We start from the raw sequence: 23,745 nt of genomic DNA, 5'->3' as shown, positions 1-23,745 counted from the left end.
TTATTTTTAAACTCCGCCAAAAATAGTAAAATATGGCAGATAAAAAAAGCCACTCTTAATTTATAAAGAATGGCCTGCTTACTTTTATTAAAGTACTATTTATATTGTAAAAGTACGATTCTTTTTATGCTCACTTTCATCATAACGTTGTACACATTTATGATAAATATTTTTTGCTTCTTCGGCATTTCCCCAGCCACCAACATCTACTTTCTTTTCTTCTAAATCCTTATAAACTTCAAAAAAGTGTTCTATTTCTTTTAATCTATGAGGGTTTAATTCACTTAAATCATTTATTTTATTCCAAAATGGATCATTTACTGATACACAAATTAGTTTCTCGTCAGGACCTTTTTCATCTGTCATATGGAACACACCTATTGGGCGTACTTCCATAACACACATTGGAAATGTTGGTTCGGCTCCAAGTACCAATACATCAAGTGGATCACCATCTAATGCCAATGTTTCTGGTACAAAACCATAATCACCAGGATACATCATTGACGAAAATAACATTCTATCAAAACGTATTTTATTCAAGACAAAATCGTACTCATATTTGTTTCGGCTTCCTTTTGGAATTTCGATTAACACGTCGAATGTCGTTTCATTATTCTTACTCATAATTACATTTCTTTTTGGGTGCGCAAAGGTAGTTATCGTTTTAACTTTTAGCAACAAAAAACGCATTGATTTTGTTAGAAAAAAAAACTAACTTGGTGCTCCTCCAAATTCATACTTAATCAATAGTTATTTTAATAATTAAAACACTGAAAAAACCAACCATTATGAATCGTGCATTAACCCTTCTTATCCTTTTTATTTTAGTCAGTTGTAAAAATGAAACAACGTTAACCAAAGAAGAGAAACGTTGGCAGCAACATGCCGAAAACGTTGAAATTATTAGAGGCGACTTTGGCGTACCTCACATCTATGGCAAAACAGATGCTGATGCTGTGTTTGGCTTATTATATGCACAATGCGAAGACGATTTTAATCGTGTTGAACGCAACTATATTTGGGCTATTGGAAGATTAGCCGAAGTTGAAGGCGAAGCTTCTATTTATAGTGATTTGAGAGCTAAGTTATACATGACCAAAGAAGAGGCCATTGAAAACTACAATAATAGTCCACAATGGTTAAAAGATTTATGTATAGCTTTTGCTGATGGTGTCAACTATTACCTTAAAACTCACCCTGAAGTGAAGCCAAAATTACTAACTCACTTTGAACCTTGGATGCCAATGTATTTTAGCGAAGGTTCTATTGGCGGAGATATTGAACGAGTTTCTACTAGAAAAATTAAAGATTTTTATGATAATGAGAATGAAGAAGTTCTTGCTGTTAACGATGGGTTAATTAGACTAAAAGATGATGAGCCACGCGGTTCTAATGGCTTTGCAATTTCTGGAGACAAAACAAAATCTGGTAATGCAATGTTATTGATTAATCCACACACATCATTTTATTTTCGAGGCGAAGTACACGTCGTTAGCGAAGAGGGTTTAAATGCGTATGGCGCTGTAACCTGGGGACAATTTTTCGTGTACCAAGGCTTTAACGAAAAAACTGGTTGGATGCACACCTCAACTGGAACAGATATTATTGATGAATTTGAAGAAACCATTGTACAAGAAAACGGAAAAACATCTTATAAATATGGTGAGGAATTACGCCCAGTAGATTCTATGGAAGTGACTTTAAACTACAAAAGTGCTGATGGTTTAAAAGACAAAACCTTTATGATGTATCGCACACATCATGGACCAATAACGCATTCCAATGATGACAAATGGGTCTCTACCGCTTTAATGTGGAGTCCTATAAAAGCTTTAGAGCAATCGTTTACAAGAACAAAAAAATCGAATCATGATGAGTTTTACAATATGATGGATATTCGCACCAACTCTTCAAACAATACGGTGTACGCGGATGCTGATGGTACTATTGCGTATTATCATGGCAACTTTATTCCAAAACGAAACGTAAAATTTGATTACACAAAACCTGTAGATGGGAGTAATCCTGAAACGGATTGGGATGGACTACATCCTTTAGAGGATAATATTTTAGTGCTAAATCCACCAAATGGTTGGATACAAAATTGTAACTCTACACCTTTTACAAGTGCAGCAGAATATAGTCCTAAAAAAGAGGATTATCCAGAATATATGAGTTCGTATCCTGAGAACTTTAGAGGTATGCATGCTATTCCTTTATTACAAAAAGCAGACGATTTAACTTTAGACACATTACTAGATTTGGCGTACGACACCTATTTACCTGGAGCTGATTTATTGATTTCTGGATTGTTGGATGCTGCCGAAAAAGCACCTGCTAAAACTCAAGAAGCTAAAGATGCCATCGCTTTATTAAAAAATTGGGATTTTAGGGTTTCTGAAACATCGGTTGAAATGACACTAGCGCAATTTTATTTGAATGCCTATTATCGATCAGGAAACATTCCAACAATGACAGGAAATAAACGCATTACCAGATTAGGACGCTTTGATTATATGAGTAAAACTGCAGATCCAGAAGAACGTCTAGAGGTTTTTCAAACTGCTATCAAAAAATTAGTTGAAGATTTTGGCTCTTGGAAAACACCTTGGGGAGAATTCAACCGTTTTCAACGTTTGGATGGTAAAATCAATCAAGAGTTTGACGACTCTCAACCTAGTATTGCGGTAGGTATGGCTTCTGGTTCTTGGGGAGCTTTAGCATCTTACGGAACACGTTTTGGTAAAGATACCAAGCGTCAATATGGAACCTCTGGAAATAGCTTTGTAGCTGTTGTAGAGTTTGGAGATAAGGTGAAAGCTAAATCTATGTTAGCTGGAGGGCAAAGTGGCGACCCTAATTCTCCTCATTTCGATGACCAAGCACAACATTACGCAGATGGTGAGTTTAAAGAAGTTGCGTATTACAGAGAAGATGTAGAAAAAAGAGCTACGAAGACATATAAACCCGGAGAAAAACAATAGATTATGATCAAGAATTTTATAAAACTAGGCGTAGCATTTTTTACAATAGCATTTTTTCAAACCTGCAAAGAAGAAATTAAAGTTCCAGCAGATTCATTTACAGTATCTGGAACTATAGAAGGTTTAGATACAGAATATATGAGTAGAAGCTACAGAGATGCTGAAGGCAATCGCGTATCCGATTCTATTTTTGTAGAAAATGGAAGCTTCTCTTATACAGCAAAAATTGACCAACCAACTTTTATCTTCTTTTGGCCTAATGTTGAGAGTACTATGAAGAGGACAGAGACAGGTTATTATCCTGTAAAATCGTCTCAATTGGCTTTTTTAGCAAGCCCTGGAGACCATATTGTTTTTAATGGCAAAGTAACCGATTATATAAACGCATATCCTTCTGGCACAAAAGCCAATGAAGATTTAGCAAGTATTAATAGTAAAGTTTTTCCATTAATGAATACATCTATAAACTACTTATTGGAAAAAGGAAAATTAGAAAAGAATGACCCAAGGCAATCTGTCCTTGAAGATTCTATAAAGCATTTAGATGAAAAAGTAGTTGCTTTAAAAAAAGAGTTTGTACTATCTAATCCAAATTCGGAAGCGGCTGTTTGGTATTTATCCGATATGATGTTGCGTAATCAAGTCTCTGATTATGATGCAGTAACTGCCTACAATGCTTTTAGTGATAACTTAAAAACCTACCCTTTTTACAAAGCAGTAACGAAACGCGTCGCAGGAATTAAATCTACAAAAATTGGAAACACTGTTGCTAACTTCAGTACCAATAACACTTTTACTGGAGATTCTTTTGAGTTTAACTCTTTAAGAGGAAAATATGTCTTAATCGACTTTTGGGGAACTTGGTGTGGACCATGTATTGCCGAAATGCCTAAAGTAAAAGAATACCAAGAAAAGTATAAAGATAAGTTGGTAGTTCTAGGTGTAAACCAAGGAGATACCAAAGAGCAAGTTGAAAAATTTATTACGCCAAACAATTATACTTGGACACATTTAATGAATGGTAATGGCGATGATGATTTTGTATTGAAGTTTAATGTTGCAGGTTTCCCAACCAAGTTTATTATAGACCCTGAAGGCAAAATTCTATACCGTTTTGTTGGCGATAGTGAAGAATCGTTTACTGTATTGGATGGGCTTTTGGAATAAATGTGTGATATAAAATGAAATGAATGAACTAGACTTAATTACTTCATTTTGGGGAAAATGGCTAATAATACCAGGATTCTTTTTCGGATTTATTGGTGTAATTTACATAATCCTATATCAGTCTAAATTTGAAAAACATAAAGACAAAAAAAAGACTGGACTTGTATTAATTGGAGTATTCGTATTTGTTTGGGGAGTCGGTTATAGCTTGTTTTTTGTCATGGATTACTTAGCTTTGAAAGAGATTCAGTCATTATTAAATGAGCCGAATATTGTGCTAAAAATTAATAATAAAAAACTAGATGGTGATTTTTTTAAAAATGTGAAAAATCAATTAATTCTAATAGATAATTATCAAGGGCACAATTCTCATCCAACAGAAAAAATTGAGATTAAAATTGAATCTCAAAACAAATCTATAACACTGAGATTACATCAAGATTCAGAAATAAAAAAGGAGTTTTGGGTGTTTTTAAACGATTACAATTATACAAGACAAAATAATATTGGTAAAATACAAACATCCATTTTTAAAAAATATTTTGAAGATAGTTGACGAATATTAATATAAAAATGAATCTCCTAAAAATGAAACCCAAAAGTTCCTGTTACCCCAAATTTTCTGGCATCAGGGTTATCAAGATAGTTCCCTCTAAAGTTAAAGTCTAAACGAAAGATTTTAAAAATATTACCAACACCCAAACTGTATTCCCAGTAAATTTCATCATTAGGCGCCACTAATGGAATATTGGTTGGACTATTCAAAGCTATATTTCCATCAGATAGTTCTCCCCAAACACCACGCACACTAATAATTTCACGCAAATTCAACTTACGTAATAATGGAATTCTAGAAAAAAAGCGTCCGTTAAAATTATGCTCTAAATGTAAAGACGCATAAGTATCAGTAACAAACTCATAAAAATCAAGCTGCGAAAAGGTGTTATAAATCGAAAAATACGATTGATTTCCCGGAATGACGCTTAATAACCCAAGCGGTACATCGCCAATAGTTTTTCCTGCTTCAATGGTAGTGGTTAAACGTCCAAAACCTCCTATTTGCCATGGTTGTAAATATGAAAATTGTAACTTCGTGTAATCAAAATCACTATTAAACATATTTTTATTTCCTAAACTAATTTGAGCAAATAGTCGTGCATAATCATCATTAGCATCATAGCGTTCTACACCAAAACCTGTCATTTTCCGTCCTGGGAAATAAGACATAGAAAATGTGGTTTCAAACTGCTCAATTTTAGAGGCGATTCCAGTTGGTGTATTATAATCTAAACTAAAAGTTGGAGATGCCGATTCTAAGGTTCGATAGTTTCCACCAAGTCGCATTATCAAATTTCTCCATGGCTCCATTTCGATAGCAGCGCTGGTTAAATTAATAGACGTAAGCTTGTCGTTACTTCCTGTCCCAACTACTGATGAAGAGGCTAAACTTCGTCCTAACACATCGGTTGATGTTGTTAAACTTGCTCCTATTTGCTCTACATCACGACGGTTACCTCCAGAAATAATGAGTCGATTCTTTTTATCGAGCAACCATTTTCCAGAAATACCATATTTAAATTTATCGTCTCTAAAACCATAAGCTAAAAAACCTTCTAATCGCCAAATATCATTTCGCCCAAAGTAAGTTCTCACTCCAGTTCGCAAGCGTATACCTTCTACTTCATTAAATCCAAAAGTTGAAAATATGGGCCCATAATCTAATGGCAAACTATTAAACTCTATATAACCAGAGGATAAAATACTACCCAAATTATAGAGTCGCTTAAATTTCTTGACGGTTTTTAAAGTGTCCAACATTTTATAAACCCCTTTTTCATCTTTACTAAGCTCCTCTAAACGGTTGGCGTTCCAAAATTCATCGCCTCGATCATAAACATCCTTGTCGTAATAATATACTTCTTCGTCATAGAATTTTTTATCCTTTTTAACGTCGAACATGTAATTATTAAATAAGGTAGTTCTCTTTCCGTAAACGCCTCGTGATTTTTCTTTTTTATTAAAAGCGAAATCAGATAGCATATAGTCACGTTTCACCAGAAACAAGGAGTCGTTAAGGACTTCAAACTCTTGCTCTATATAAATTTCTTTTACCCAGTTAATATTGGCGCTTTTGGTGGCTTGCAGATTAATTTCTTTAATCGCATAGGTGGAATCGTTCACCCAAAAATCTCCTTTAAACGTCAATTCGTTTTTACGCCGTGGATAGTAAATGATATTGTAACACCATTTGTTATCTATAAAAGCACTATCGGATAAGACATAGTTATAAGTTTGTATGCCAGTTCTGGAGAGTGGACTAACAAAACTCTTGTCGAAAAACTTTAAGTAATTATCGTAAACATCAAAATCGGAATACAAATCATCCACAAAATCTATAATGACTTGGTTATCGCTAAATCCAGAGTTTTTGTTTCCCTGCAAAACCTCTTTCTCCTTACTAATAGTATTATCGCCATATACTTTAGAAACCGCCTCATTAATAAACATTGGCAAATAGGTTTTACCTGTAACACTAGATGTATCTACTTGGTCAAACACAAATTCCATCCCTCTAAACAGTTTGCTTTTTATAAGGGCACTATCAATGGTATTTATGTCGAATTCTACCTTTTCGTATTTGTCATATTCGTATTGTTTAAACTGTTTAAGTCCGTTTTTACGCTTATGTTCCCACACTTTTCGTAGAATGTCAATGGCTGGATTATTCTTTTTTGGCTGTTTCCCAGAAATTAAAACGACAGCATCAAGTTCAGCTGCTGACTCTTTTAAAATAATTTTTAAATCGAAAGCTACTTTTTTATCAAGTTTCAATTCCAAAGTTTCATACCCTAAAAAAGAAACAATAATAGTCTCCCAAATTTGATCGGACTCCAAATAAAACCGTCCATTTTCGTTGGTGATGGTTCCTTCGGAAGAATTTTTAAAAATAACATTCGCAAAAGACACAGGTTCGTCGTTCTCATCAAGCACGTGACCACTAACTTTTGTTTGGGTGAATCCAGAAACTATTCCGAATAAAAAAAGAAGTACTACTAATCTATATTTCATAATAAGAAAAAACTTCATCAACAATCGTGCTAATGAAGTTTATATAACGTAAAAGATATGTTTTTATTTGTAAAGCACCTTTTTAACTGCTTTTACCACATCGTTGCTGTTTGGCAACCATTCTTCAAGTAAAACAGGTGAATATGGTGCTGGTGTATCAGCCGTATTAATTTTTTGAATTGGAGCATCTAAATAATCAAATACTTTTTCTTGCACTTGATAGGTGATTTCAGTAGATACATTTCCAAAAGGCCACGCTTCTTCTAAAATTACCAGTCTATTCGTTTTTTTAACCGACTCTAAAATCGTGTTAATATCTAAAGGACGAACTGTACGTAAATCGATAACTTCACAAGAAACACCTTCTTTCTCAAGTTCGTCGGCTGCTTTAAACGCCTCTTTAATAATCTTTCCAAAAGATACTACAGTCACATCGGTTCCTTCTCTTTTAACATCAGCTACACCTATAGGCAAAACATACTCGCCTTCTGGCACTTCCCCTTTATCGCCATACATTTGCTCACTTTCCATAAAAATAACAGGGTCATCATCTCTAATAGCTGCCTTTAATAAGCCTTTAGTATCGTAAGGATTTGAAGGCACTACTACTTTTAATCCTGGACAGTTGGCATACCAACTTTCAAAAGCTTGAGAGTGTGTTGCCGCTAATTGACCAGCTGATGCAGTAGGTCCTCTAAACACGATTGGGCATTTAAACTGTCCGCCAGACATTTGTCTGATTTTAGCTGCGTTATTTATAATTTGGTCAATACCGACTAAGGCGAAGTTAAACGTCATAAACTCAACAATTGGTCTATTACCTGTCATTGTAGAGCCTACTGCGATACCTGCAAAACCAAGTTCTGCAATAGGTGTATCAATAACGCGCTTTGGACCAAATTCATCCAACATGCCTTTTGACGCTTTGTAAGCACCATTATATTCTGCCACTTCTTCTCCCATTAGGTAGATACTTTCGTCTCTACGCATCTCTTCACTCATTGCCTCACAAACGGCTTCTCTAAACTGAATTGTTTTCATTTATAAAGTTTTAATCGAACAGCAAAAATAACAATAATTAGAAAAATATTGGAGATTCTTCACTTTAATAATTTCCTATGCATGCATAGGAAATTATTAGAATTTTAATTACCTTCGTAACCTCAAAATTTTACACTTAATAAATCAAATAAATAAGATGAAAATATTGGTATGTATTAGCCATGTGCCAGACACAACTTCAAAAGTCAATTTTACTGAAGGTGACACAAAATTTGACACAAATGGCGTTCAATTTGTAATAAACCCTAATGATGAATTTGGGTTAACAAGAGCCATGTGGTTTAAAGAGAAACAAGGAGCTAGCGTAGATGTGGTTAATATTGGAGGCACTGAAACTGAGCCAACCTTACGTAAAGCACTAGCTATTGGAGCAGATAGCGCAATTAGAGTTAATACTGATGCAACTGATGGATTTGCTGTGGCGAAACAATTAGCAAAAGTAGTCCAAGATGGTGGTTACGACTTAGTAATTGCTGGTCGTGAGTCTATTGATTACAATGGAGGAATGGTTCCAGGAATGTTAGCCGCTTTAACAGATGCAAATTTTGTAAATAACTGTATTGGTTTAGAAGTTGATGGTTCTAATGCGACTGCGACTAGAGAAATTGATGGAGGAAAGGAAACAATTTCAACGAGTTTGCCTTTAATTATTGGTGGTCAAAAAGGATTGGTTGAAGAAAGTGATTTACGTATACCGAATATGAGAGGAATTATGATGGCTCGTAAAAAGCCTTTAAACGTTTTGGAACCAGTTGATGCAAGCGCAGAAACTTCTGCTGTAAAATTTGAAAAACCTGCGCCAAAAGGTGCTGTGAAATTAGTGTCGCCAGACAATATCGACGAATTAGTAAGCTTACTTCACAATGAAGCTAAAGTGATTTAATCATTCTCAAAATTTAAAAACATGTCAGTTTTAGTATATACAGAATCAGAAGAAGGAAAATTAAAAAAAGCAGCTCTAGAAGTCGCTTCGTATGCCAAAGCAGTTGCTTCGCAAATGGGAACAACTGTTACTGCTGTTACTTTTAATGTTAGTGATGCTTCCGAATTGGGGAACTATGGGGTAGATAAAGTATTAAACATAACAAACACAAGCGAATTCAACGCTAAAATTTATGCAGACGCCTTAAAACAAGCTGCCGAAAAAGAAGATGCGAAAGTTGTAATTGTAAGTTCTAGTGCAGACTCAAAGTATTTAGCTCCATTGTTAGCTGTAGGTTTAAACGCTGGTTATGCTTCTAATGTTATTGAAGCACCTGTTAGCACATCTCCTTTTTCTGTAAAACGAACAGCCTTCACTAATAAAGCATTTAATTTTACTGAAATTAATACAGATGTAAAAGTTGTTGGTGTTTCAAGTAATTCATTTGGGTTAGTAGAAAACTCAGGAAGTGCAACAGTTGAAGATTTTTCTCCTAGTTTAATAACTTCTAACACTAAAGTACAATCGGTAGATAAAGCCACAGATAAAGTATCTATTGCAGATGCAGATATTGTAGTATCTGGTGGGCGAGGTTTAAAAGGACCTGAAAATTGGGGAATGATTGAAGAATTAGCCGAAGTGTTAGGTGCAGCTACAGCATGCTCAAAACCAGTTTCGGATCTTGGTTGGAGACCACACAGCGAACACGTAGGTCAAACAGGAAAACCAGTGGCATCTAACTTGTATATTGCTATAGGAATTTCGGGAGCTATTCAACATCTTGCTGGAGTTAATGCTTCTAAAGTAAAAGTAGTTATAAACACGGATCCTGAAGCGCCTTTCTTTAAAGCTGCAGATTATGGTGTAGTTGGTGATGCTTTTGAAGTTGTTCCACAGTTAATTGAAAAATTAAAAGAATTTAAAGCGCAAAACGCATAATTTTCTTAACTTTAAATACCAAAGAACTGTTTAAATCTTCTTTAAAATGACCATGACTTTTCAAATTTCTAACTTTTAGCGAAATTTGAGGTTCGTTCATCTTAATTCTACCTTTTGTAGTTGGTAAAGTCTAAATTTAAACAGTTCTTTGTCTTTTAAATATTATGAGTTTAGTACGTCTTAACATAAAAGGAATCTCTTATAGCCAAACCCAAAATGGTGCTTATGCACTTATTTTGAGCGAAGTTGATGGAGACCGAAAACTTCCAATCGTCATTGGAGCTTTTGAAGCGCAATCTATCGCAATTGCTTTAGAAAAAGAGATAAAACCTCCAAGACCTCTAACTCATGATTTATTTAAAAATTTCTCCGACAGATTTGATATTGTAGTAAAACAAGTTATTATCCACAAGTTGGTAGATGGTGTTTTTTATTCTAGTTTAATTTGTGAACGCGACAAAATTGAGGAAATTATTGATGCACGTACCAGTGACGCAATTGCCTTAGCTTTACGCTTTCAAGCACCTATATTTACTTATAAAAACATTCTAGATAAAGCTGGAATTTATTTAAAAGTAAATAAAGAAGATGAAGAAAAAGCTGATAATATTTTAGTAGATGAAGTACTTGCCGAAGAAATCGAAACCTCAGCAGGTAAAGATAATTTTAAAGGCAAGACTTTAAAAGAACTTCAAAAAATGCTAGATCAAGCTGTTGCAAACGAAGATTACGAAACTGCTGCAAGAATTAGAGACGAAATGTCTAAGCGTTAGATTTTACTAACTTCTATACCAAAATAAATCCTTATCTTGCTTTTCTAATTTTACTGAAAGCTAATTATTATGAGTGTCCTTCACTTTTAAATATAATCTTATGAAAAAATGTTTCTTAGCTGTTATAGCTATTTTTTTTGTGATTACACCAACTTTTGCACAAGAAGTTTTAACTGAAATAGTTCCAAGTCAGGGCACCTCTTTTACTAGTATTTGGAAAGGTATTCTAGGAATGATCTCTCTTATCTTTATTGCCTATTTATTTAGTAGCAATAAAAAAGCTATCAATTGGAAAACGGTTGGTATTGGGCTTTCATTTCAATTATTAATTGCCATAGGTGTATTAAAAGTTGGATTTGTTCAAAATTCTTTTGAATTAGTCGGACAACTATTTGTTAAGGTGCTAGATTTTACTCGTGCAGGAAGTCAGTTTCTATTTGAAGGCTTGGTGGTTGATATGGATACTTTTGGCTTTATTTTCGCTTTTCAAGTATTACCGACTATAATATTCTTTTCTGCTTTAACTTCTGTTCTCTTTTATTTAGGTATTATTCAATGGATTGTTAAAGCATTTGGATTGTTACTTTCTAAATTACTTAAAATATCTGGTGCAGAAAGTTTAAGTGTGGCTGGAAACATTTTTCTAGGTCAAACCGAAGCACCTCTATTAATTAAAGCATATTTAGAAAAGATGAATAAATCTGAAATGCTTTTAGTAATGATTGGTGGTATGGCAACCGTAGCTGGTGCCGTATTGGCTGCCTATATTGGTTTCCTTGGAGGTGATGACCCAGTTCTTCGTTTACAGTATGCTAAGCATCTTTTAGCAGCTTCTGTTATGGCAGCTCCAGGCGCTATAGTAATCTCAAAAATATTATACCCTCAAACTGAAAACATAAATTCAGATGTTTCCGTTTCACAAGAGAAGATTGGAACGAATATTCTTGATGCTATCGCCAATGGAACAACCGAAGGTTTAAAATTAGCAGTAAATGTTGGTGCAATGCTGTTAGTGTTTGTGGCTTTTATTGCAATGGGTAATTGGATTTTTTTACAAATAGGACAAATAGGAGGTCTAAATGATTGGATAGTAGCAAACACACCTTATAAAAGTTTGTCACTTGAATTTATTTTGGGCTATGCTTTTGCTCCATTAATGTGGCTTTTAGGAGTAGCTAAGGAAGATATGGCTCTCATGGGACAACTCCTAGGAATCAAACTTGCAGCAAGTGAATTTGTTGGTTATATTCAATTAGCAGATTTGAAAAATGCAGCTAGTGCAACTCACTTAACATACAACAAATCCATTATTATGGCAACGTATATGCTTTGTGGATTTGCAAATTTCGCATCCATTGGTATTCAAATTGGAGGTATTGGTTCTTTAGCTCCAGGACAACGTAAAACTTTGTCAAAATTTGGAATGAAAGCTTTAATTGGTGGTACTATTGCCTCTCTTATTTCGGCTACAATTGCAGGAATGATTATTGGATAAATCGTTAATAACTTTTTAAATAAATATATGCTCTAGCCTTTTAGGTTTAGAGCTTTTTTTTACTTTTATTTCCACGAAATTAAAGAGATAATGAAGCAATATTTAGACCTCGTAAAACACGTTTTAGAAAATGGAAATGAAAAGGCAGACCGCACAGGAACTGGCACTAAAAGCGTGTTTGGACATCAAATGCGTTTCGATTTAAGTGAAGGATTTCCAATGGTCACTACTAAAAAATTACATTTAAAATCTATAGTATATGAGTTGTTGTGGTTTTTAAAAGGTGATACTAACATAGATTACCTAACCGAAAATGGTGTTAGAATTTGGAATGAGTGGGCTGATGAAAATGGCGATTTAGGACCTGTTTATGGACGCCAATGGCGTAACTGGAATAGTGATGAGATTGATCAAATACAAGAAGTAGTTGACACCTTAAAAAACAATCCAGATAGTAGACGTATGCTAGTATCTGCATGGAATCCCTCGGTTTTACCAGACACTTCAGTATCATTTAGTGAAAATGTAGCCAATGGTAAAGCAGCACTACCTCCTTGTCATGCTTTTTTTCAATTTTATGTAGCAGATGGCAAACTATCTTGCCAATTATACCAACGTAGTGCCGATATTTTTCTTGGCGTGCCTTTCAATATTGCGTCTTATGCCTTATTTACGATGATGATGGCTCAAGTTTGTGGTTACGAAGCTGGTGAATTTATACACACATTTGGAGACGCTCATATTTATAGCAACCATTATGAACAATTAGAATTGCAGCTATCTAGAGACACAAGACCATTGCCCAAAATGATCTTAAATCCTGAGGTGAAAAATATTTTCGATTTCACTTTTGATGATTTTACGCTTGTAGATTATAATCCGCATCCTCACATAAAAGGTGTTGTAGCTGTGTAATTAATTTAAATAAAATACGACTCAATTACAGTTCATCGAAAATTGTTTTGCCTTTGACGAATAAAACTTTAATTTAGTAGTTTACAACTCTCGAAATAAGAAACACTAAAACATTAACTATGAAGAAACTATTACCCATCGGAGTATTTTTAATTTTAGCTTTTGTTGCTTTTAAATTTACAACTCAAGAAGAAGAAAACAACTTAGTAGTCGATAAAGCAAGTGAAGCTAAACTTGTGAAGAAAACTAAAAAAACGCCTGAGCAAAGAGCTTTATATGCTGAAGAAAGAGCGCGTTTTGAATATAAGCAATTAGCAAATCCTGCGACTGGAGAAATTCCTCGTGAAGAAACAATTATAGAATTTCAGAATGCTCAAAAAGCAAAAATCCGAATTGACGGTGATGACAATCTCAGAGCTCCAGTAGCAAGCTTTGTTAATAGAGGACCTACAAATCTAGGAGGAAGAACCAGAACTATAGTTTTTGATAAAAGTGATGGAACAGGAAATACAATAATTGCTGGAGGTGTAAGCGGTGGTGTTTTTAGAACTACAAATGGTGGCAGTTCTTGGACTAAAGTTTCTGCAAATGATGAGATACATAATGTATCAGCTATTGCACAAGATCCAAGAGTTGGCTTTCAAAATATTTGGTACTATGCGACTGGAGAAAGGGGCTTAGGTAGTTCAGCTGCAAATGGAGCCACTTATTATTTAGGCCAAGGAATTTGGAAATCTATCGATAGTGGATTGACTTGGACGCAAATGGCTGGCACTTTTTCAACTTATGAATCATTTGACAATCTTTTTGATCAAATTTACACATTAGCAGTACACCCAACAACAGGTGAACTTTTTGCTGCTATTGTAGGACGCGTTGTACGATTTAATGGAGTATCTTGGGTTGCTGAAGTAACAATGCCATCTGGCTTTAATTCTGGTAATGATACTGATGTTGTAATTACTTCAACAGGTAGAGTTTATGTTGCTATGGGTGGTACAACTGGTGCAGCTATTGAAGGGGTTTGGACCTCAGCTACTGGTACTGGTGGTTGGACTCGAATATCAGACAATACAGTTTATCCAACTGCAATATCTAATCCAGGAGGAATTCCATTACATACCAAACTTACAGGAAGAGCGGTTTTAGGGCTTTCCCCATCAAACGAAAATAAATTATATGTACTCTATGTAAATGGTGTGTCATCAGATTGTGCTGGTATAGCAGCTCCTGAAGCAGATTTATTTATGTGGGATCAATCAAGTACAACTTGGACAGATTATTCAAGTAAACTTCCAGATGAACCTGGATGCAGCAACGGTAATGACCCAATGGCTGTGCAAGGAGGTTATGATCTAGTAGTTAGCGTAAAACCTAATAATGAAAATTTTGTAGTTATTGGTGGAACAAACGCATATAAAATGGCAGATATTACTGCTGTAGGAAGTTTTAGTAGAATTGGAGGTTATGCATCTGCTGGTAGTTACGCTCTATACAGTGTAGGAGGAACTGAACATCACCCAGATATTCATTCTCTGGTTTTTGACCCAACAGATAGCCCTAATTTTAATACTCTATTTTCTGGTACTGATGGAGGTATACATAAAACAACCGATGTTACTGCTGGCTCAGTCGCTTGGACTAGTTTAAACAACAACTATCAAACTCAGCAATTCTATCATGTGGCTATAGATCCTCAATCAGCTTCAGATTATGTAATAGGTGGCCTTCAAGATAATGGAACAAATGAAGGAGGAACAGGTGGCAGTTTAACTGAACAAACAAGAATATGGGGTGGTGATGGTGTTGCTGTCGGTATTTCGAGAGATAATGCAAATGTTCCTTTATTTGTTGGGTCTCAACTCGGATCATTTTATCGAATTTTCAAAAATGTTGGCGGATGGACTAATATTGAGCCAGCTGGATCAACTAGTCAATTTGTAACTTATTTTCATTTAGATCCAGATAATAATAAAAACTTGTATTATGGTGGAGGCAGTATTTTATATAGAACTACAGATGCAACTAATGTAACAACTGTGGTTGGCGCTGGCGCTACAGATTGGACAAACATGGGAGCACCAAGTGGCTTAGCTAATATTTCAAGGTTTGGAACTAGTTGGGGAGCCTATAATGCTGGAACGAGTTATTTATTAATAGGTGGGGAGAATGGTGCTGTTCATAGGTTAGATGACCCTCAAAATGCAGCTTCTGTAGCTTCTTCAGTGAACATCACACCGAGTGGTGCCACTGGAATTGTTTCAGGATTAGCGATTCATCCAACAGATAATAAAATTGTAATGTTAACATATTCTAATTATGGGATTACGAGTATCTACATTACTCAAGATGTTACGGTAGCTTCACCAGTGTGGGCTGTTGCCGAACGTAATTTATCAGCCCACTCCATAAGATCTGCAGCAATTACTGTAAATACAGCTGGAGAAGCTTTGTATCTTGTAGGTACTGGAAGAGGTCTTTATAGTTCTACAAACCCTCTTAACGCAGGAGGTGTTGATTGGACTAGAGAAGCTCCAAATTTAATTGGCTATGCAGTAGTAAGATCTATGGCTTATAGACCTGCAGATAATAAGTTATTGATTGGAACGCATGGTAATGGTATGTTTGAAGCAACTATTAATCATGTACTAAGTTTAGAAGACAACGAAATTAGTGAAAGCATTAAAGTGTATCCTAACCCTGTTAGTGACAGATTAAACTTAAGCATGCCTAACGAATTAAGTGATAATGCCTCATTTATAATTAATAACATCTTGGGACAAAATGTTATGAGAGGTACATTAGAAAACAGTCAAGTAGATGTTAATAGTTTAAATACTGGGATTTATTTTATTCAAATTTCTTCTAATGGAAAAAATGGTGTTAAACGATTTATTAAAAAATAAAATACGTAAATATTAAAAAAGAAGGGTTTTAGCGAAAGTTAAAACCCTTCTTTTTGTTAATCTATTTGATTAAATTTACAATTCTTAATCATAGTACATAAAGCATATTGATATGTTTGGAAAAAAGAAAAGGACACCATCAATAGATAGTGAACAATTAGAGTTAATTCAAAATGCACAACGACGTGTTAAGCAAAAAAAACGCTTATACATTCACTTTGTTATTTTTTTAATTGGCTCTGTGTTTTTAATACTAGCAAATACTGTTTTAGGGATTGGCAAAGACCTCAAATTCTTTGGTAAAGAGTGGTTTCTTTTTGCTATAATTATATGGTTATTCTTATTTCTATACCATTTATTTAACGTGTTTATTACCAATAAATTTATGGGGAAAGATTGGGAAAAACAACAGTTAGATAAGTTAGTTACAAAACAACAGGAGCGCATTGCCAAACTAAAAGAAGGTTTTATAAAAGAGGGAAAACTCATAGCACAAAGTCAAGCTTATAACGAAGTTAATCCTGAAAATACCACAGAAGTTATCTCCAAAAAAAAAACAAATAAACTCACAATTATTGTAGCTGCGGGAGAAAACGATGCTATTGGCAAAGACAATAAGCTTATTTGGCATTTAAGTGACGACTTACAACGTTTTAAACGTCTAACTAATAATCACCATATTATCATGGGACGTAAAACGTTTGAAAGCTTCCCAAAGCCTTTACCAAATAGAATTCACGTAGTCATTACGCGTCAAGCAAATTACAAAGTTCCAGATGGTGTTATTGTAGTTAACTCTCTTGAAGATGCTATTGATGCGTCTAAAAGCGACACACAACCTTTTGTGATTGGAGGTGGCGAAATTTACAAACAAGCCATGCCTTTGGCCGATATAATTGAACTGACTAGGGTACATCACTCCTTTGAGGCAGATACCTTTTTTCCAAAGATAGACACCTCCATATGGCAAGAAACCAGTAATACCTTTCATGATAAAGACGAGAATCATGAGTATGCCTTTTCGTTTTTAACTTACACGAGAAAGTAGGCTTGACTTTCTAGCAAAAAACAACTAACTTCGTTTAACGTCTGTTATTAAAACATTGAATTGACGGTAATTTAAATCTAAGGCTATGCCTAGAAAAGCATTTTACAAATATGCACACCTATATTTAACGCTGGGCTTAGTAATTGTGTTATTAGGATTTAGTACTACCTATTTTAGTAGATTAGGTGATTTTTCTCTTCCATATCATGTTCATGGAATTAGTGCAACTCTATGGATGATTTTACTTATTGTACAACCTTATTTATTTCAAAAAGGTAAACTAAAAACTCATAGATATTTGGGCTGGATCTCATTATTGTTAGTTCCTCTGATAGTGATTTGTGGAGTAATAATGATGAGATTAATGATACAGGGTCAAGCAAATTACCCTCCGAAATTGGTCTATCAACTTGCTTTTATTGATGCTTGTACTTTACTAAGTTTTGCCTTATTGTATGTATTAGCATTATATTTCCGAAAGAAGCTAATGCTTCATTCTCGTTTTATGGTAGCAACAATATTTGGCCCCCTACTTCCTGCGCTTGCAAGGATGTTCTTATTTACATTTGGAATTGCCTCTAACTTTAATCAAGCTCTAACCTACTCCTACCTAGCTATTGAACTAGTACTCTTATTTATTATTTGGAAAGAGAGAAATAAAAAGGAAATAAAGCTAACTTATGTCCCTTTTCTGGTTTTTATAATTGTACAACACGGATTAATGTATTACGTTGATGATTGGGTTTGGTGGAAAGCATTAATGGATAATTTTGCGAATTATTCTTCTTAAAAAAGAAAAAATATCTAATAAACATACTAACAAGGTATATAATCAATCGCTAGTTCTAGCCTACTTTCGAAAATCCTACTTCAAAACTTCAAAATAACGTTTCATTGGCATAAAATAATGCTCCTCCCAACCTTTTTTATAATGCTCTCCAGATTCTGGCACAGTGCTATGCTTTAAAGTTAGAGTGGTGTCATCTTCGTTTTCTGATAATGTGATTTCTATTTGAGAATCTGGTTCATGGTCTTCAAAATTTTTGCTTCGCCATGATTGTACAATTCTGTAGTAAGGTTCTAACACTAAATTTTCGCCTGTAATATAATCTTCCCAAGCTGTGAATTTGTCGCCAACTTTATCAGACACAAAGGCAACACCTCCTGTCATTTTTGTATGTCCTTGAGTACTTAACCAAGATTTATAAATTTGCTTTGCAGTCGCTTTTATGGTTGTAGTTAATGTAAACTCCATCTTTATTCTTAATTATCTTTTAAACTTACTAAATATACCTAATTTTGTGCTATGGTAAAAGACATTCAGCTTCGCATTTCTTTAAAAGAAGAAAGAATTAAAGATATTCTGCTAAAGAAATCTGCCGAATTTCTAGATATACCACGTCGTGATATTTCTGGCATTAAAATTCTTAGAAAATCCATTGATGCCAGAAAGCCTAAAATCATGTTCAATTATAAAGTTACTGTTTTTATAAAAGAACCATTACCAGAAACTTCCGAATATCAATTTGATTACAAAGATGTATCGAAAGCTAAACCTATTCATATTATTGGCTTTGGTCCAGCAGGCATGTATGCTGCTTTACGCTGCATTGAGTTAGGGTATAAACCAATAGTTTTAGAACGAGGAAAGAATGTACAGGACAGGCGTCGTGATTTAAAAGCTATTAATCAAGACCATTTTGTGAATGAAGATTCCAATTACTGTTTTGGAGAAGGTGGTGCAGGAACTTATAGTGATGGCAAATTATATACCCGAAGTTTAAAACGTGGTGATGTAAGACGCATTTTTGAAAATTTAGTATTTCATGGAGCCACAGAGCAAATTTTAATTGATGCACACCCACATATTGGCACAAACAAATTGCCAAAAGTGGTCCAAAATATTAGAGAAACTATTTTAAAATATGGTGGTGAAATTCATTTTGAAAGCCGTGTTACTGATTTTATTATTAAAGATAATACCATACAGGCCATTCAATTACAAAACGGTAAAGAATTTACGACCGAAAAAGTGATTCTAGCAACGGGACATTCAGCAAGAGATATTTTTTATTTATTAGATAAAAAAAGCATTGCACTAGAGGCAAAATCGTTTGCTATGGGAGTTCGTGTGGAGCATCCGCAACATATTATAGATTCTATACAATATCATTGCTTAGGTAAAAGAGATGAATTACTTCCTGCTGCTGCTTACAGTTTAGTGCAACAAGTAAATGATAGAGGCGTATATTCGTTTTGCATGTGTCCTGGTGGTTTTATTGTGCCAGCTGCTACGGCCAATGGTGAAGTGGTTGTTAACGGTATGTCGCCTTCAAAACGAAACAACGAATTTGCCAACTCAGGCATTGTTGTAGAAATAAATATTGATAAAGACCTTCCAAAATATGAACAATTTGGCGCTTTAAAAGGTCTCGAGTACCAAAAGAATTTAGAACGATTAGCCTTTACTTCAGGTGGAAGGACACAGACAGCTCCAGCACAAAGACTCACCGATTTTGTTGAAGGAAATTTATCTCGAGATTTAAATTCAACTTCGTATCAACCAGGATTAAAATCGGCACCATTACATTCGTTATTACCAAAATTAATTGGAAGTAACTTAAGAAAAGGCTTTGCTGTATTTGGACAGAAAATGAAAGGTTATTACACAGCCGAAGCCAATGTTGTTGGTGTAGAATCCAGAACATCTTCTCCAGTAAGTATTCCAAGAAATGAAAAATTACATCATCCAGACATACATAACTTATTTCCATGTGGTGAAGGTGGTGGCTATGCTGGAGGAATAGTATCGGCAGCAATGGATGGTGAACGTTGTGCGGAAGCAGCAACTAATATTTAAGTTTTTATTCACATTTTTAGAATTAATATTTTATAATTTGATGTTCTGCAAACCAATCCAAATATCATGAAATATTTAAATGCATTTCGAGATTTTATTACAAAAATCCAACCTATATTATTATGGCTAATCTCATTATGGTTTGCTTATAGATTAGGGTATCATGGCCTTCAAAAACTAGATCCTGAAGGGTTTTGGACTAACGCTTTTATAAAATGGGGTTATCCCGATTGGTTTAGAACATTAATCGGTGTTTTCGAAACACTAGGTGCATTACTTTTAATCATCCCAAAAACTAGACATCTTGGAGGCATTATATTATTTGTTGTAATGGTTGGTGCACTTATTACAAGAATCACTTTTGGAACGAGTGTTGATGATGCATTAACAATTGCCTTTAATGCTATAATCTTTCTTTACCTTGCTTCTAGTTTTAAAAAATCTGAAAATAAATAATATTATAATTCTTATTTTTGCAACTCAAAATAAAACACATGAACGCATATATTTTTCCAGGTCAAGGAGCCCAATTTTCAGGAATGGGTTTAGACTTATACGAAAACTCTCCATTAGCGCAAGAGTTATTTGAAAAAGCCAATACTATTTTAGGATTTCCAATTACAGACATCATGTTTGAAGGATCGGCTGAAGATTTAAAAGAAACCAAAGTCACGCAACCAGCCATTTTTTTACACTCTGTAATTTTAGCAAAAACCTTAGGAGATAATTTTAAACCAGATATGGTTGCAGGACATTCGTTAGGCGAATTTTCTGCATTGGTAGCGGCTGGTGCTTTAACTTTTGAAGATGGTTTAAAACTAGTTTCTCAACGCGCTTTAGCTATGCAAAAAGCCTGCGAAATTCAACCAAGTACTATGGCTGCCGTTTTAGGTTTGGAAGATGATGTCGTTGAAAAAATATGCGCTACAACCGATGGTGTTGTGGTGGCTGCTAACTATAATTGTCCAGGGCAGTTAGTAATTTCAGGTGAGATTGATGCTGTTAATAGAGCTTGTGAGGCTTTAAAAGAAGAAGGCGCAAGACGTGCTTTGGTATTACCAGTTGGTGGTGCATTTCACTCTCCAATGATGGAGCCCGCTCGTGAAGAATTGGCAGCAGCCATTGAAAACACAACCTTTAGCAAACCTAATTGTCCTATTTATCAAAATGTAACTGCTAGTGCAGTAACAGATGAAAATGAGATAAAGGCGAATTTAATTTCACAATTAACAGCACCTGTGAGATGGACGCAATCTGTACAACAAATGATTGCTGATGGAGCTACACATTTTACTGAAGTAGGTCCAGGAAAAGTATTGCAAGGGTTAGTAAAGAAAATACATCGTGACGCCGAAACAGCATCTGCGACTTTAGAAGCTTAATTGAATGAATATATCTCGTAACGTATCAATTATTCTATTGGTTATTGCAAATATTGCAGCAGACCAAATTTCAAAATTTTGGGTTAGAGCTATGGTAGAGCCTTACAGTAGTTCTCCTATAATTGGTGACTATCTTACTTTAAGGAATGTTGAAAATGAAGGTGCTTTTTTAGGAATGGGAAGTGACTTAAATCCGACATTAAAATTCTTTGTTCTATTAATTATTCCTGCAGCAGTACTACTATTTGTCTTATATTATATGTTTAAAGAAAAACAAATGGATAAACTGTCAATAATAGGTTTTTCGTGTGTTGTCGGAGGTGGTATTGCCAATGTTTTTGATAGGTTTATCTATGGTTCAGTAACCGATTTTCTTTTTATTGATTTAGGTTTTGTAAGAACAGGCATTTTTAATATCGCCGATTTATCTGTTACCACTGGAATGATATTAATTCTTTGGTCAAGCTTAAAACAACGTAAAAAAGATAAAATAAATGCTTAAATAAAAAAAAGAGCCTCCATATTAGAGGCTCTTTTTTTTTATCTTGCTAAAACACAATCTTCGCAGTCTTTAACTTCACCGTAATAAGTTTCACGGTATTTGTGAAGTGTTTTGTAAGGAATACTTAGAAATTGTTTCTTAATGTAAGTAACTTTTGCATGTAGTAAACCCATCTTAGGGGTGTACCTGTCTTCAAGTTTTGTTTCTCTTTTAATACTAATCAATTTCATTGTAAATCATTTATCATTAGCTACAAAGAAACGTAAGCTAAAGACTAACTCCTAATTTAAAATATTAAATCATTGTTAATCAATGTGTTAAATATGATATCAATAGCTATATTAGTCAATAGCTGTGATTTTGACAATAAAAAGCAATAATCTTTAACAAATTTTAAATTACTATTCGCCTATTTTTTATAGATTTTACCTTCTTTCATAACAAAAACTACGTTTGTCATGGTATTAATATTTGTTGTTGGGTCGTCATCAGTAGCAATGATATCTGCTAAAAAACCATCTGATATCTGCCCAAGTTCATTATCCATTCCTAACACTTTAGCATTTGTAATAGTTGCTGATTGAATGGCTTCAATTGCTGGCATTCCTGCTTCAACCATATAACCAAATTCTTCCCCATTTTCTCCATGATTAAAAACACCTGCATCTGTACCAAAAGCTATTTTAACACCTTTTTTATAAGCTTTTCCAAAAGTAGCTTGAATTTTAGGACCAATTTCTAAAGCCTTAGGAACTATAATTGCTGGGAAATAGCCTTCAATTTTTGCTTTTTCAACTACTTTTTTTCCTGCAATAATTGTCGGCACATAATAGGTACCATGCTTTATCATTAAGTCCATAGTTTCTTCACTCATCAAAGTTCCATGTTCAATGGTAGTGACACCTCCAATTACTGCACGTTGCATTCCTTCGTCACCATGTGCATGGGCTGCGATTATCATTCCATAATCTTTAGCCGTTTGAGTTATAGCTTGTATTTCTTCAAGCGTAAATTGCGGGTTTTGACCATTTTTAGCCATACTCAAAACACCTCCTGTAGCAGTTATTTTAATATTATCTGCACCATCTTTATAGCGTTGTCTTACTGCTTTTTTTGCATCATCAACACTATTTACTACACCTTCTTTTGGTCCAGGATTTCCCATTAAATCTTTTCGTAATCCGTTGGTTGGATCTGCATGCCCTCCAGTTGTACCTATTGCCTTTCCGGCGGTAAAAATTCTAGGACCCTTAATTTCGCCGCTATTAATAGCATTCCGTAACGAAATATTAACACCGCTTCCACCTAAATCTCTAATGGTTGTAAAGCCAGCCATAAGTGTTTTTTTTGCATATTTAAGAGATCCAAAAGCTACATCTGCATCGTTCTTAGTAAATGCATCCATATATCTGCTTGGGCTAGATTCACCTTCAATATGTACGTGCATATCGATAAGTCCAGGCATAACGGTTTTGCTTTTTAAATCGATTACTTTATCGTCTTCGCTTTTAGGATTAACAAATCCGTTTAATATCGATTGTATTTTGTTGCCAGACACTACAACCGTTTTATTTTCTAGAACTTTTCCAGTTTTAGTATCTATTAATTTTCCGCAATGTAAATAGGTGTTTTGTGCTGTAATACTGAAAGACAGTAATACTGCTAATAAAAAAAATATGTTCTTCATAATTGGTTGGTTAGAAGTTTGTATTAATAAA

21 protein-coding genes are annotated in these 23,745 nt (G+C 34.5%); 15 read left to right on the top strand and 6 right to left on the bottom strand.

The features are described from left to right. Nucleotides 1-99: 99 nt before the first annotated feature. Complete coding sequence (locus tag HB672_RS04720; protein ID WP_167608542.1) at nt 100-627, bottom strand: inorganic diphosphatase; 528 nt, start codon at nt 625-627, stop codon at nt 100-102. Nucleotides 628-791: 164 nt separating this feature from the next. Here HB672_RS04720 and HB672_RS04715 point away from each other — a divergent pair, with 164 nt between their 5' ends. The 3 genes from HB672_RS04715 to HB672_RS04705 are packed head-to-tail and all read left to right on the top strand — an operon-like array spanning nt 792 to nt 4,710. Further along, nucleotides 792-2,987 carry an acylase gene (locus HB672_RS04715; RefSeq protein WP_167608539.1) on the top strand — a complete coding sequence of 732 codons (2,196 nt, stop codon included), beginning with the start codon at nt 792-794 and terminating at the stop codon, nt 2,985-2,987. 3 nt (nt 2,988-2,990) lie between these two features. Beyond that, entirely contained in the window at nt 2,991-4,154 is a 1,164-nt protein-coding gene (locus HB672_RS04710; protein ID WP_167608536.1) for a TlpA disulfide reductase family protein, read from the top strand. A gap of 19 nt (nt 4,155-4,173) precedes the next feature. Continuing rightward, on the top strand, nt 4,174-4,710 hold the full coding sequence (locus HB672_RS04705) for a hypothetical protein (protein ID WP_167608533.1): 537 nt from the start codon (nt 4,174-4,176) through the stop codon (nt 4,708-4,710). A 26-nt stretch (nt 4,711-4,736) separates the two neighbouring features. Here HB672_RS04705 and HB672_RS04700 read toward each other — a convergent pair whose 3' ends face one another. Beyond that, complete coding sequence (locus tag HB672_RS04700) at nt 4,737-7,223, bottom strand: DUF5686 and carboxypeptidase-like regulatory domain-containing protein (protein ID WP_167608530.1); 2,487 nt, start codon at nt 7,221-7,223, stop codon at nt 4,737-4,739. A 63-nt stretch (nt 7,224-7,286) separates the two neighbouring features. After that, nucleotides 7,287-8,264 (bottom strand): pyruvate dehydrogenase complex E1 component subunit beta, encoded by a 978-nt coding sequence (locus HB672_RS04695; protein WP_167608527.1) that lies wholly within the window; start codon nt 8,262-8,264, stop codon nt 7,287-7,289. Between the two features lie 157 nt (nt 8,265-8,421). Here HB672_RS04695 and HB672_RS04690 point away from each other — a divergent pair, with 157 nt between their 5' ends. The 8 genes from HB672_RS04690 (at nt 8,422) to HB672_RS04655 (ending at nt 18,073) form a co-directional block, all read left to right on the top strand. Further along, nucleotides 8,422-9,168 carry an electron transfer flavoprotein subunit beta/FixA family protein gene (locus HB672_RS04690; protein WP_167608524.1) on the top strand — a complete coding sequence of 249 codons (747 nt, stop codon included), beginning with the start codon at nt 8,422-8,424 and terminating at the stop codon, nt 9,166-9,168. Between the two features lie 21 nt (nt 9,169-9,189). Beyond that, on the top strand, nt 9,190-10,146 hold the full coding sequence (locus HB672_RS04685) for an electron transfer flavoprotein subunit alpha/FixB family protein (protein WP_167608521.1): 957 nt from the start codon (nt 9,190-9,192) through the stop codon (nt 10,144-10,146). Between the two features lie 164 nt (nt 10,147-10,310). Continuing rightward, nucleotides 10,311-10,919 carry a bifunctional nuclease family protein gene (locus tag HB672_RS04680; protein ID WP_167608518.1) on the top strand — a complete coding sequence of 203 codons (609 nt, stop codon included), beginning with the start codon at nt 10,311-10,313 and terminating at the stop codon, nt 10,917-10,919. A 100-nt stretch (nt 10,920-11,019) separates the two neighbouring features. Further along, complete coding sequence (locus HB672_RS04675; RefSeq protein ID WP_167608515.1) at nt 11,020-12,414, top strand: nucleoside transporter C-terminal domain-containing protein; 1,395 nt, start codon at nt 11,020-11,022, stop codon at nt 12,412-12,414. Between the two features lie 90 nt (nt 12,415-12,504). Next, nucleotides 12,505-13,329, top strand: coding sequence for a thymidylate synthase (locus tag HB672_RS04670; RefSeq protein ID WP_167608512.1), 825 nt, complete (start codon nt 12,505-12,507; stop codon nt 13,327-13,329). A gap of 119 nt (nt 13,330-13,448) precedes the next feature. Continuing rightward, entirely contained in the window at nt 13,449-16,235 is a 2,787-nt protein-coding gene (locus HB672_RS04665) for a T9SS type A sorting domain-containing protein (RefSeq protein WP_167608509.1), read from the top strand. A 112-nt stretch (nt 16,236-16,347) separates the two neighbouring features. Further along, nucleotides 16,348-17,283 (top strand): dihydrofolate reductase, encoded by a 936-nt coding sequence (locus HB672_RS04660; RefSeq protein WP_167608506.1) that lies wholly within the window; start codon nt 16,348-16,350, stop codon nt 17,281-17,283. Nucleotides 17,284-17,368: 85 nt separating this feature from the next. Beyond that, nucleotides 17,369-18,073, top strand: a complete 705-nt coding sequence (locus HB672_RS04655; RefSeq protein WP_167608503.1) for a hypothetical protein — start codon at nt 17,369-17,371, stop codon at nt 18,071-18,073. A 75-nt stretch (nt 18,074-18,148) separates the two neighbouring features. Here HB672_RS04655 and HB672_RS04650 read toward each other — a convergent pair whose 3' ends face one another. After that, nucleotides 18,149-18,538 carry an SRPBCC domain-containing protein gene (locus tag HB672_RS04650; protein WP_167608500.1) on the bottom strand — a complete coding sequence of 130 codons (390 nt, stop codon included), beginning with the start codon at nt 18,536-18,538 and terminating at the stop codon, nt 18,149-18,151. 51 nt (nt 18,539-18,589) lie between these two features. Here HB672_RS04650 and HB672_RS04645 point away from each other — a divergent pair, with 51 nt between their 5' ends. The 4 genes from HB672_RS04645 to lspA all read left to right on the top strand — a co-directional run bounded on the left by HB672_RS04645 (nt 18,590) and on the right by lspA (nt 22,027). Then, nucleotides 18,590-20,143, top strand: coding sequence for an FAD-dependent protein (locus HB672_RS04645; protein ID WP_167608497.1), 1,554 nt, complete (start codon nt 18,590-18,592; stop codon nt 20,141-20,143). A 66-nt stretch (nt 20,144-20,209) separates the two neighbouring features. Beyond that, on the top strand, nt 20,210-20,599 hold the full coding sequence (locus HB672_RS04640) for a DoxX family protein (protein WP_167608494.1): 390 nt from the start codon (nt 20,210-20,212) through the stop codon (nt 20,597-20,599). 38 nt (nt 20,600-20,637) lie between these two features. Then, nucleotides 20,638-21,525: an ACP S-malonyltransferase gene (gene fabD, locus HB672_RS04635; protein WP_167608491.1), complete on the top strand. Its 888-nt coding sequence runs from the start codon at nt 20,638-20,640 to the stop codon at nt 21,523-21,525. Between the two features lie 4 nt (nt 21,526-21,529). Further along, nucleotides 21,530-22,027, top strand: coding sequence for a signal peptidase II (lspA, locus tag HB672_RS04630; RefSeq protein WP_167608488.1), 498 nt, complete (start codon nt 21,530-21,532; stop codon nt 22,025-22,027). A 38-nt stretch (nt 22,028-22,065) separates the two neighbouring features. Here the strand turns inward: lspA and HB672_RS04625 are convergent, their stop codons facing one another. Both HB672_RS04625 and HB672_RS04620 read right to left on the bottom strand, forming a co-directional pair. After that, entirely contained in the window at nt 22,066-22,257 is a 192-nt protein-coding gene (locus tag HB672_RS04625; protein WP_167608485.1) for a hypothetical protein, read from the bottom strand. Nucleotides 22,258-22,436: 179 nt separating this feature from the next. Then, nucleotides 22,437-23,714 carry an amidohydrolase family protein gene (locus tag HB672_RS04620; protein WP_167608482.1) on the bottom strand — a complete coding sequence of 426 codons (1,278 nt, stop codon included), beginning with the start codon at nt 23,712-23,714 and terminating at the stop codon, nt 22,437-22,439. Nucleotides 23,715-23,745 lie beyond the last annotated feature (31 nt).

It is taken from the genome of Gaetbulibacter sp. S0825, assembly GCF_011777505.1.
Taxonomy (GTDB): Bacteria; Bacteroidota; Bacteroidia; order Flavobacteriales; family Flavobacteriaceae; genus Pontimicrobium.
Note: the sequence above shows the minus strand (reverse complement) of the source record. Positions and strands in the feature narration are given on the sequence as shown.

Coding starts and splice junctions, on each gene's coding strand:
- HB672_RS04620 (WP_167608482.1), bottom strand. CDS start 23,714: ATGAAGAACATATTTTTTTTATTAGCAGTATTACTGTCTTTCAGTATT.
- HB672_RS04720 (WP_167608542.1), bottom strand. CDS start 627: ATGAGTAAGAATAATGAAACGACATTCGACGTGTTAATCGAAATTCCA.
- HB672_RS04660 (WP_167608506.1), top strand. CDS start 16,348: ATGTTTGGAAAAAAGAAAAGGACACCATCAATAGATAGTGAACAATTA.
- lspA (WP_167608488.1), top strand. CDS start 21,530: ATGAATATATCTCGTAACGTATCAATTATTCTATTGGTTATTGCAAAT.
- HB672_RS04710 (WP_167608536.1), top strand. CDS start 2,991: ATGATCAAGAATTTTATAAAACTAGGCGTAGCATTTTTTACAATAGCA.
- HB672_RS04680 (WP_167608518.1), top strand. CDS start 10,311: ATGAGTTTAGTACGTCTTAACATAAAAGGAATCTCTTATAGCCAAACC.
- HB672_RS04650 (WP_167608500.1), bottom strand. CDS start 18,538: ATGGAGTTTACATTAACTACAACCATAAAAGCGACTGCAAAGCAAATT.
- HB672_RS04640 (WP_167608494.1), top strand. CDS start 20,210: ATGAAATATTTAAATGCATTTCGAGATTTTATTACAAAAATCCAACCT.
- HB672_RS04705 (WP_167608533.1), top strand. CDS start 4,174: ATGAATGAACTAGACTTAATTACTTCATTTTGGGGAAAATGGCTAATA.
- HB672_RS04655 (WP_167608503.1), top strand. CDS start 17,369: ATGCCTAGAAAAGCATTTTACAAATATGCACACCTATATTTAACGCTG.
- HB672_RS04625 (WP_167608485.1), bottom strand. CDS start 22,257: ATGAAATTGATTAGTATTAAAAGAGAAACAAAACTTGAAGACAGGTAC.
- HB672_RS04715 (WP_167608539.1), top strand. CDS start 792: ATGAATCGTGCATTAACCCTTCTTATCCTTTTTATTTTAGTCAGTTGT.
- HB672_RS04670 (WP_167608512.1), top strand. CDS start 12,505: ATGAAGCAATATTTAGACCTCGTAAAACACGTTTTAGAAAATGGAAAT.
- HB672_RS04685 (WP_167608521.1), top strand. CDS start 9,190: ATGTCAGTTTTAGTATATACAGAATCAGAAGAAGGAAAATTAAAAAAA.
- HB672_RS04675 (WP_167608515.1), top strand. CDS start 11,020: ATGAAAAAATGTTTCTTAGCTGTTATAGCTATTTTTTTTGTGATTACA.
- HB672_RS04690 (WP_167608524.1), top strand. CDS start 8,422: ATGAAAATATTGGTATGTATTAGCCATGTGCCAGACACAACTTCAAAA.
- HB672_RS04700 (WP_167608530.1), bottom strand. CDS start 7,223: ATGAAATATAGATTAGTAGTACTTCTTTTTTTATTCGGAATAGTTTCT.
- HB672_RS04695 (WP_167608527.1), bottom strand. CDS start 8,264: ATGAAAACAATTCAGTTTAGAGAAGCCGTTTGTGAGGCAATGAGTGAA.
- HB672_RS04645 (WP_167608497.1), top strand. CDS start 18,590: ATGGTAAAAGACATTCAGCTTCGCATTTCTTTAAAAGAAGAAAGAATT.
- HB672_RS04665 (WP_167608509.1), top strand. CDS start 13,449: ATGAAGAAACTATTACCCATCGGAGTATTTTTAATTTTAGCTTTTGTT.
- fabD (WP_167608491.1), top strand. CDS start 20,638: ATGAACGCATATATTTTTCCAGGTCAAGGAGCCCAATTTTCAGGAATG.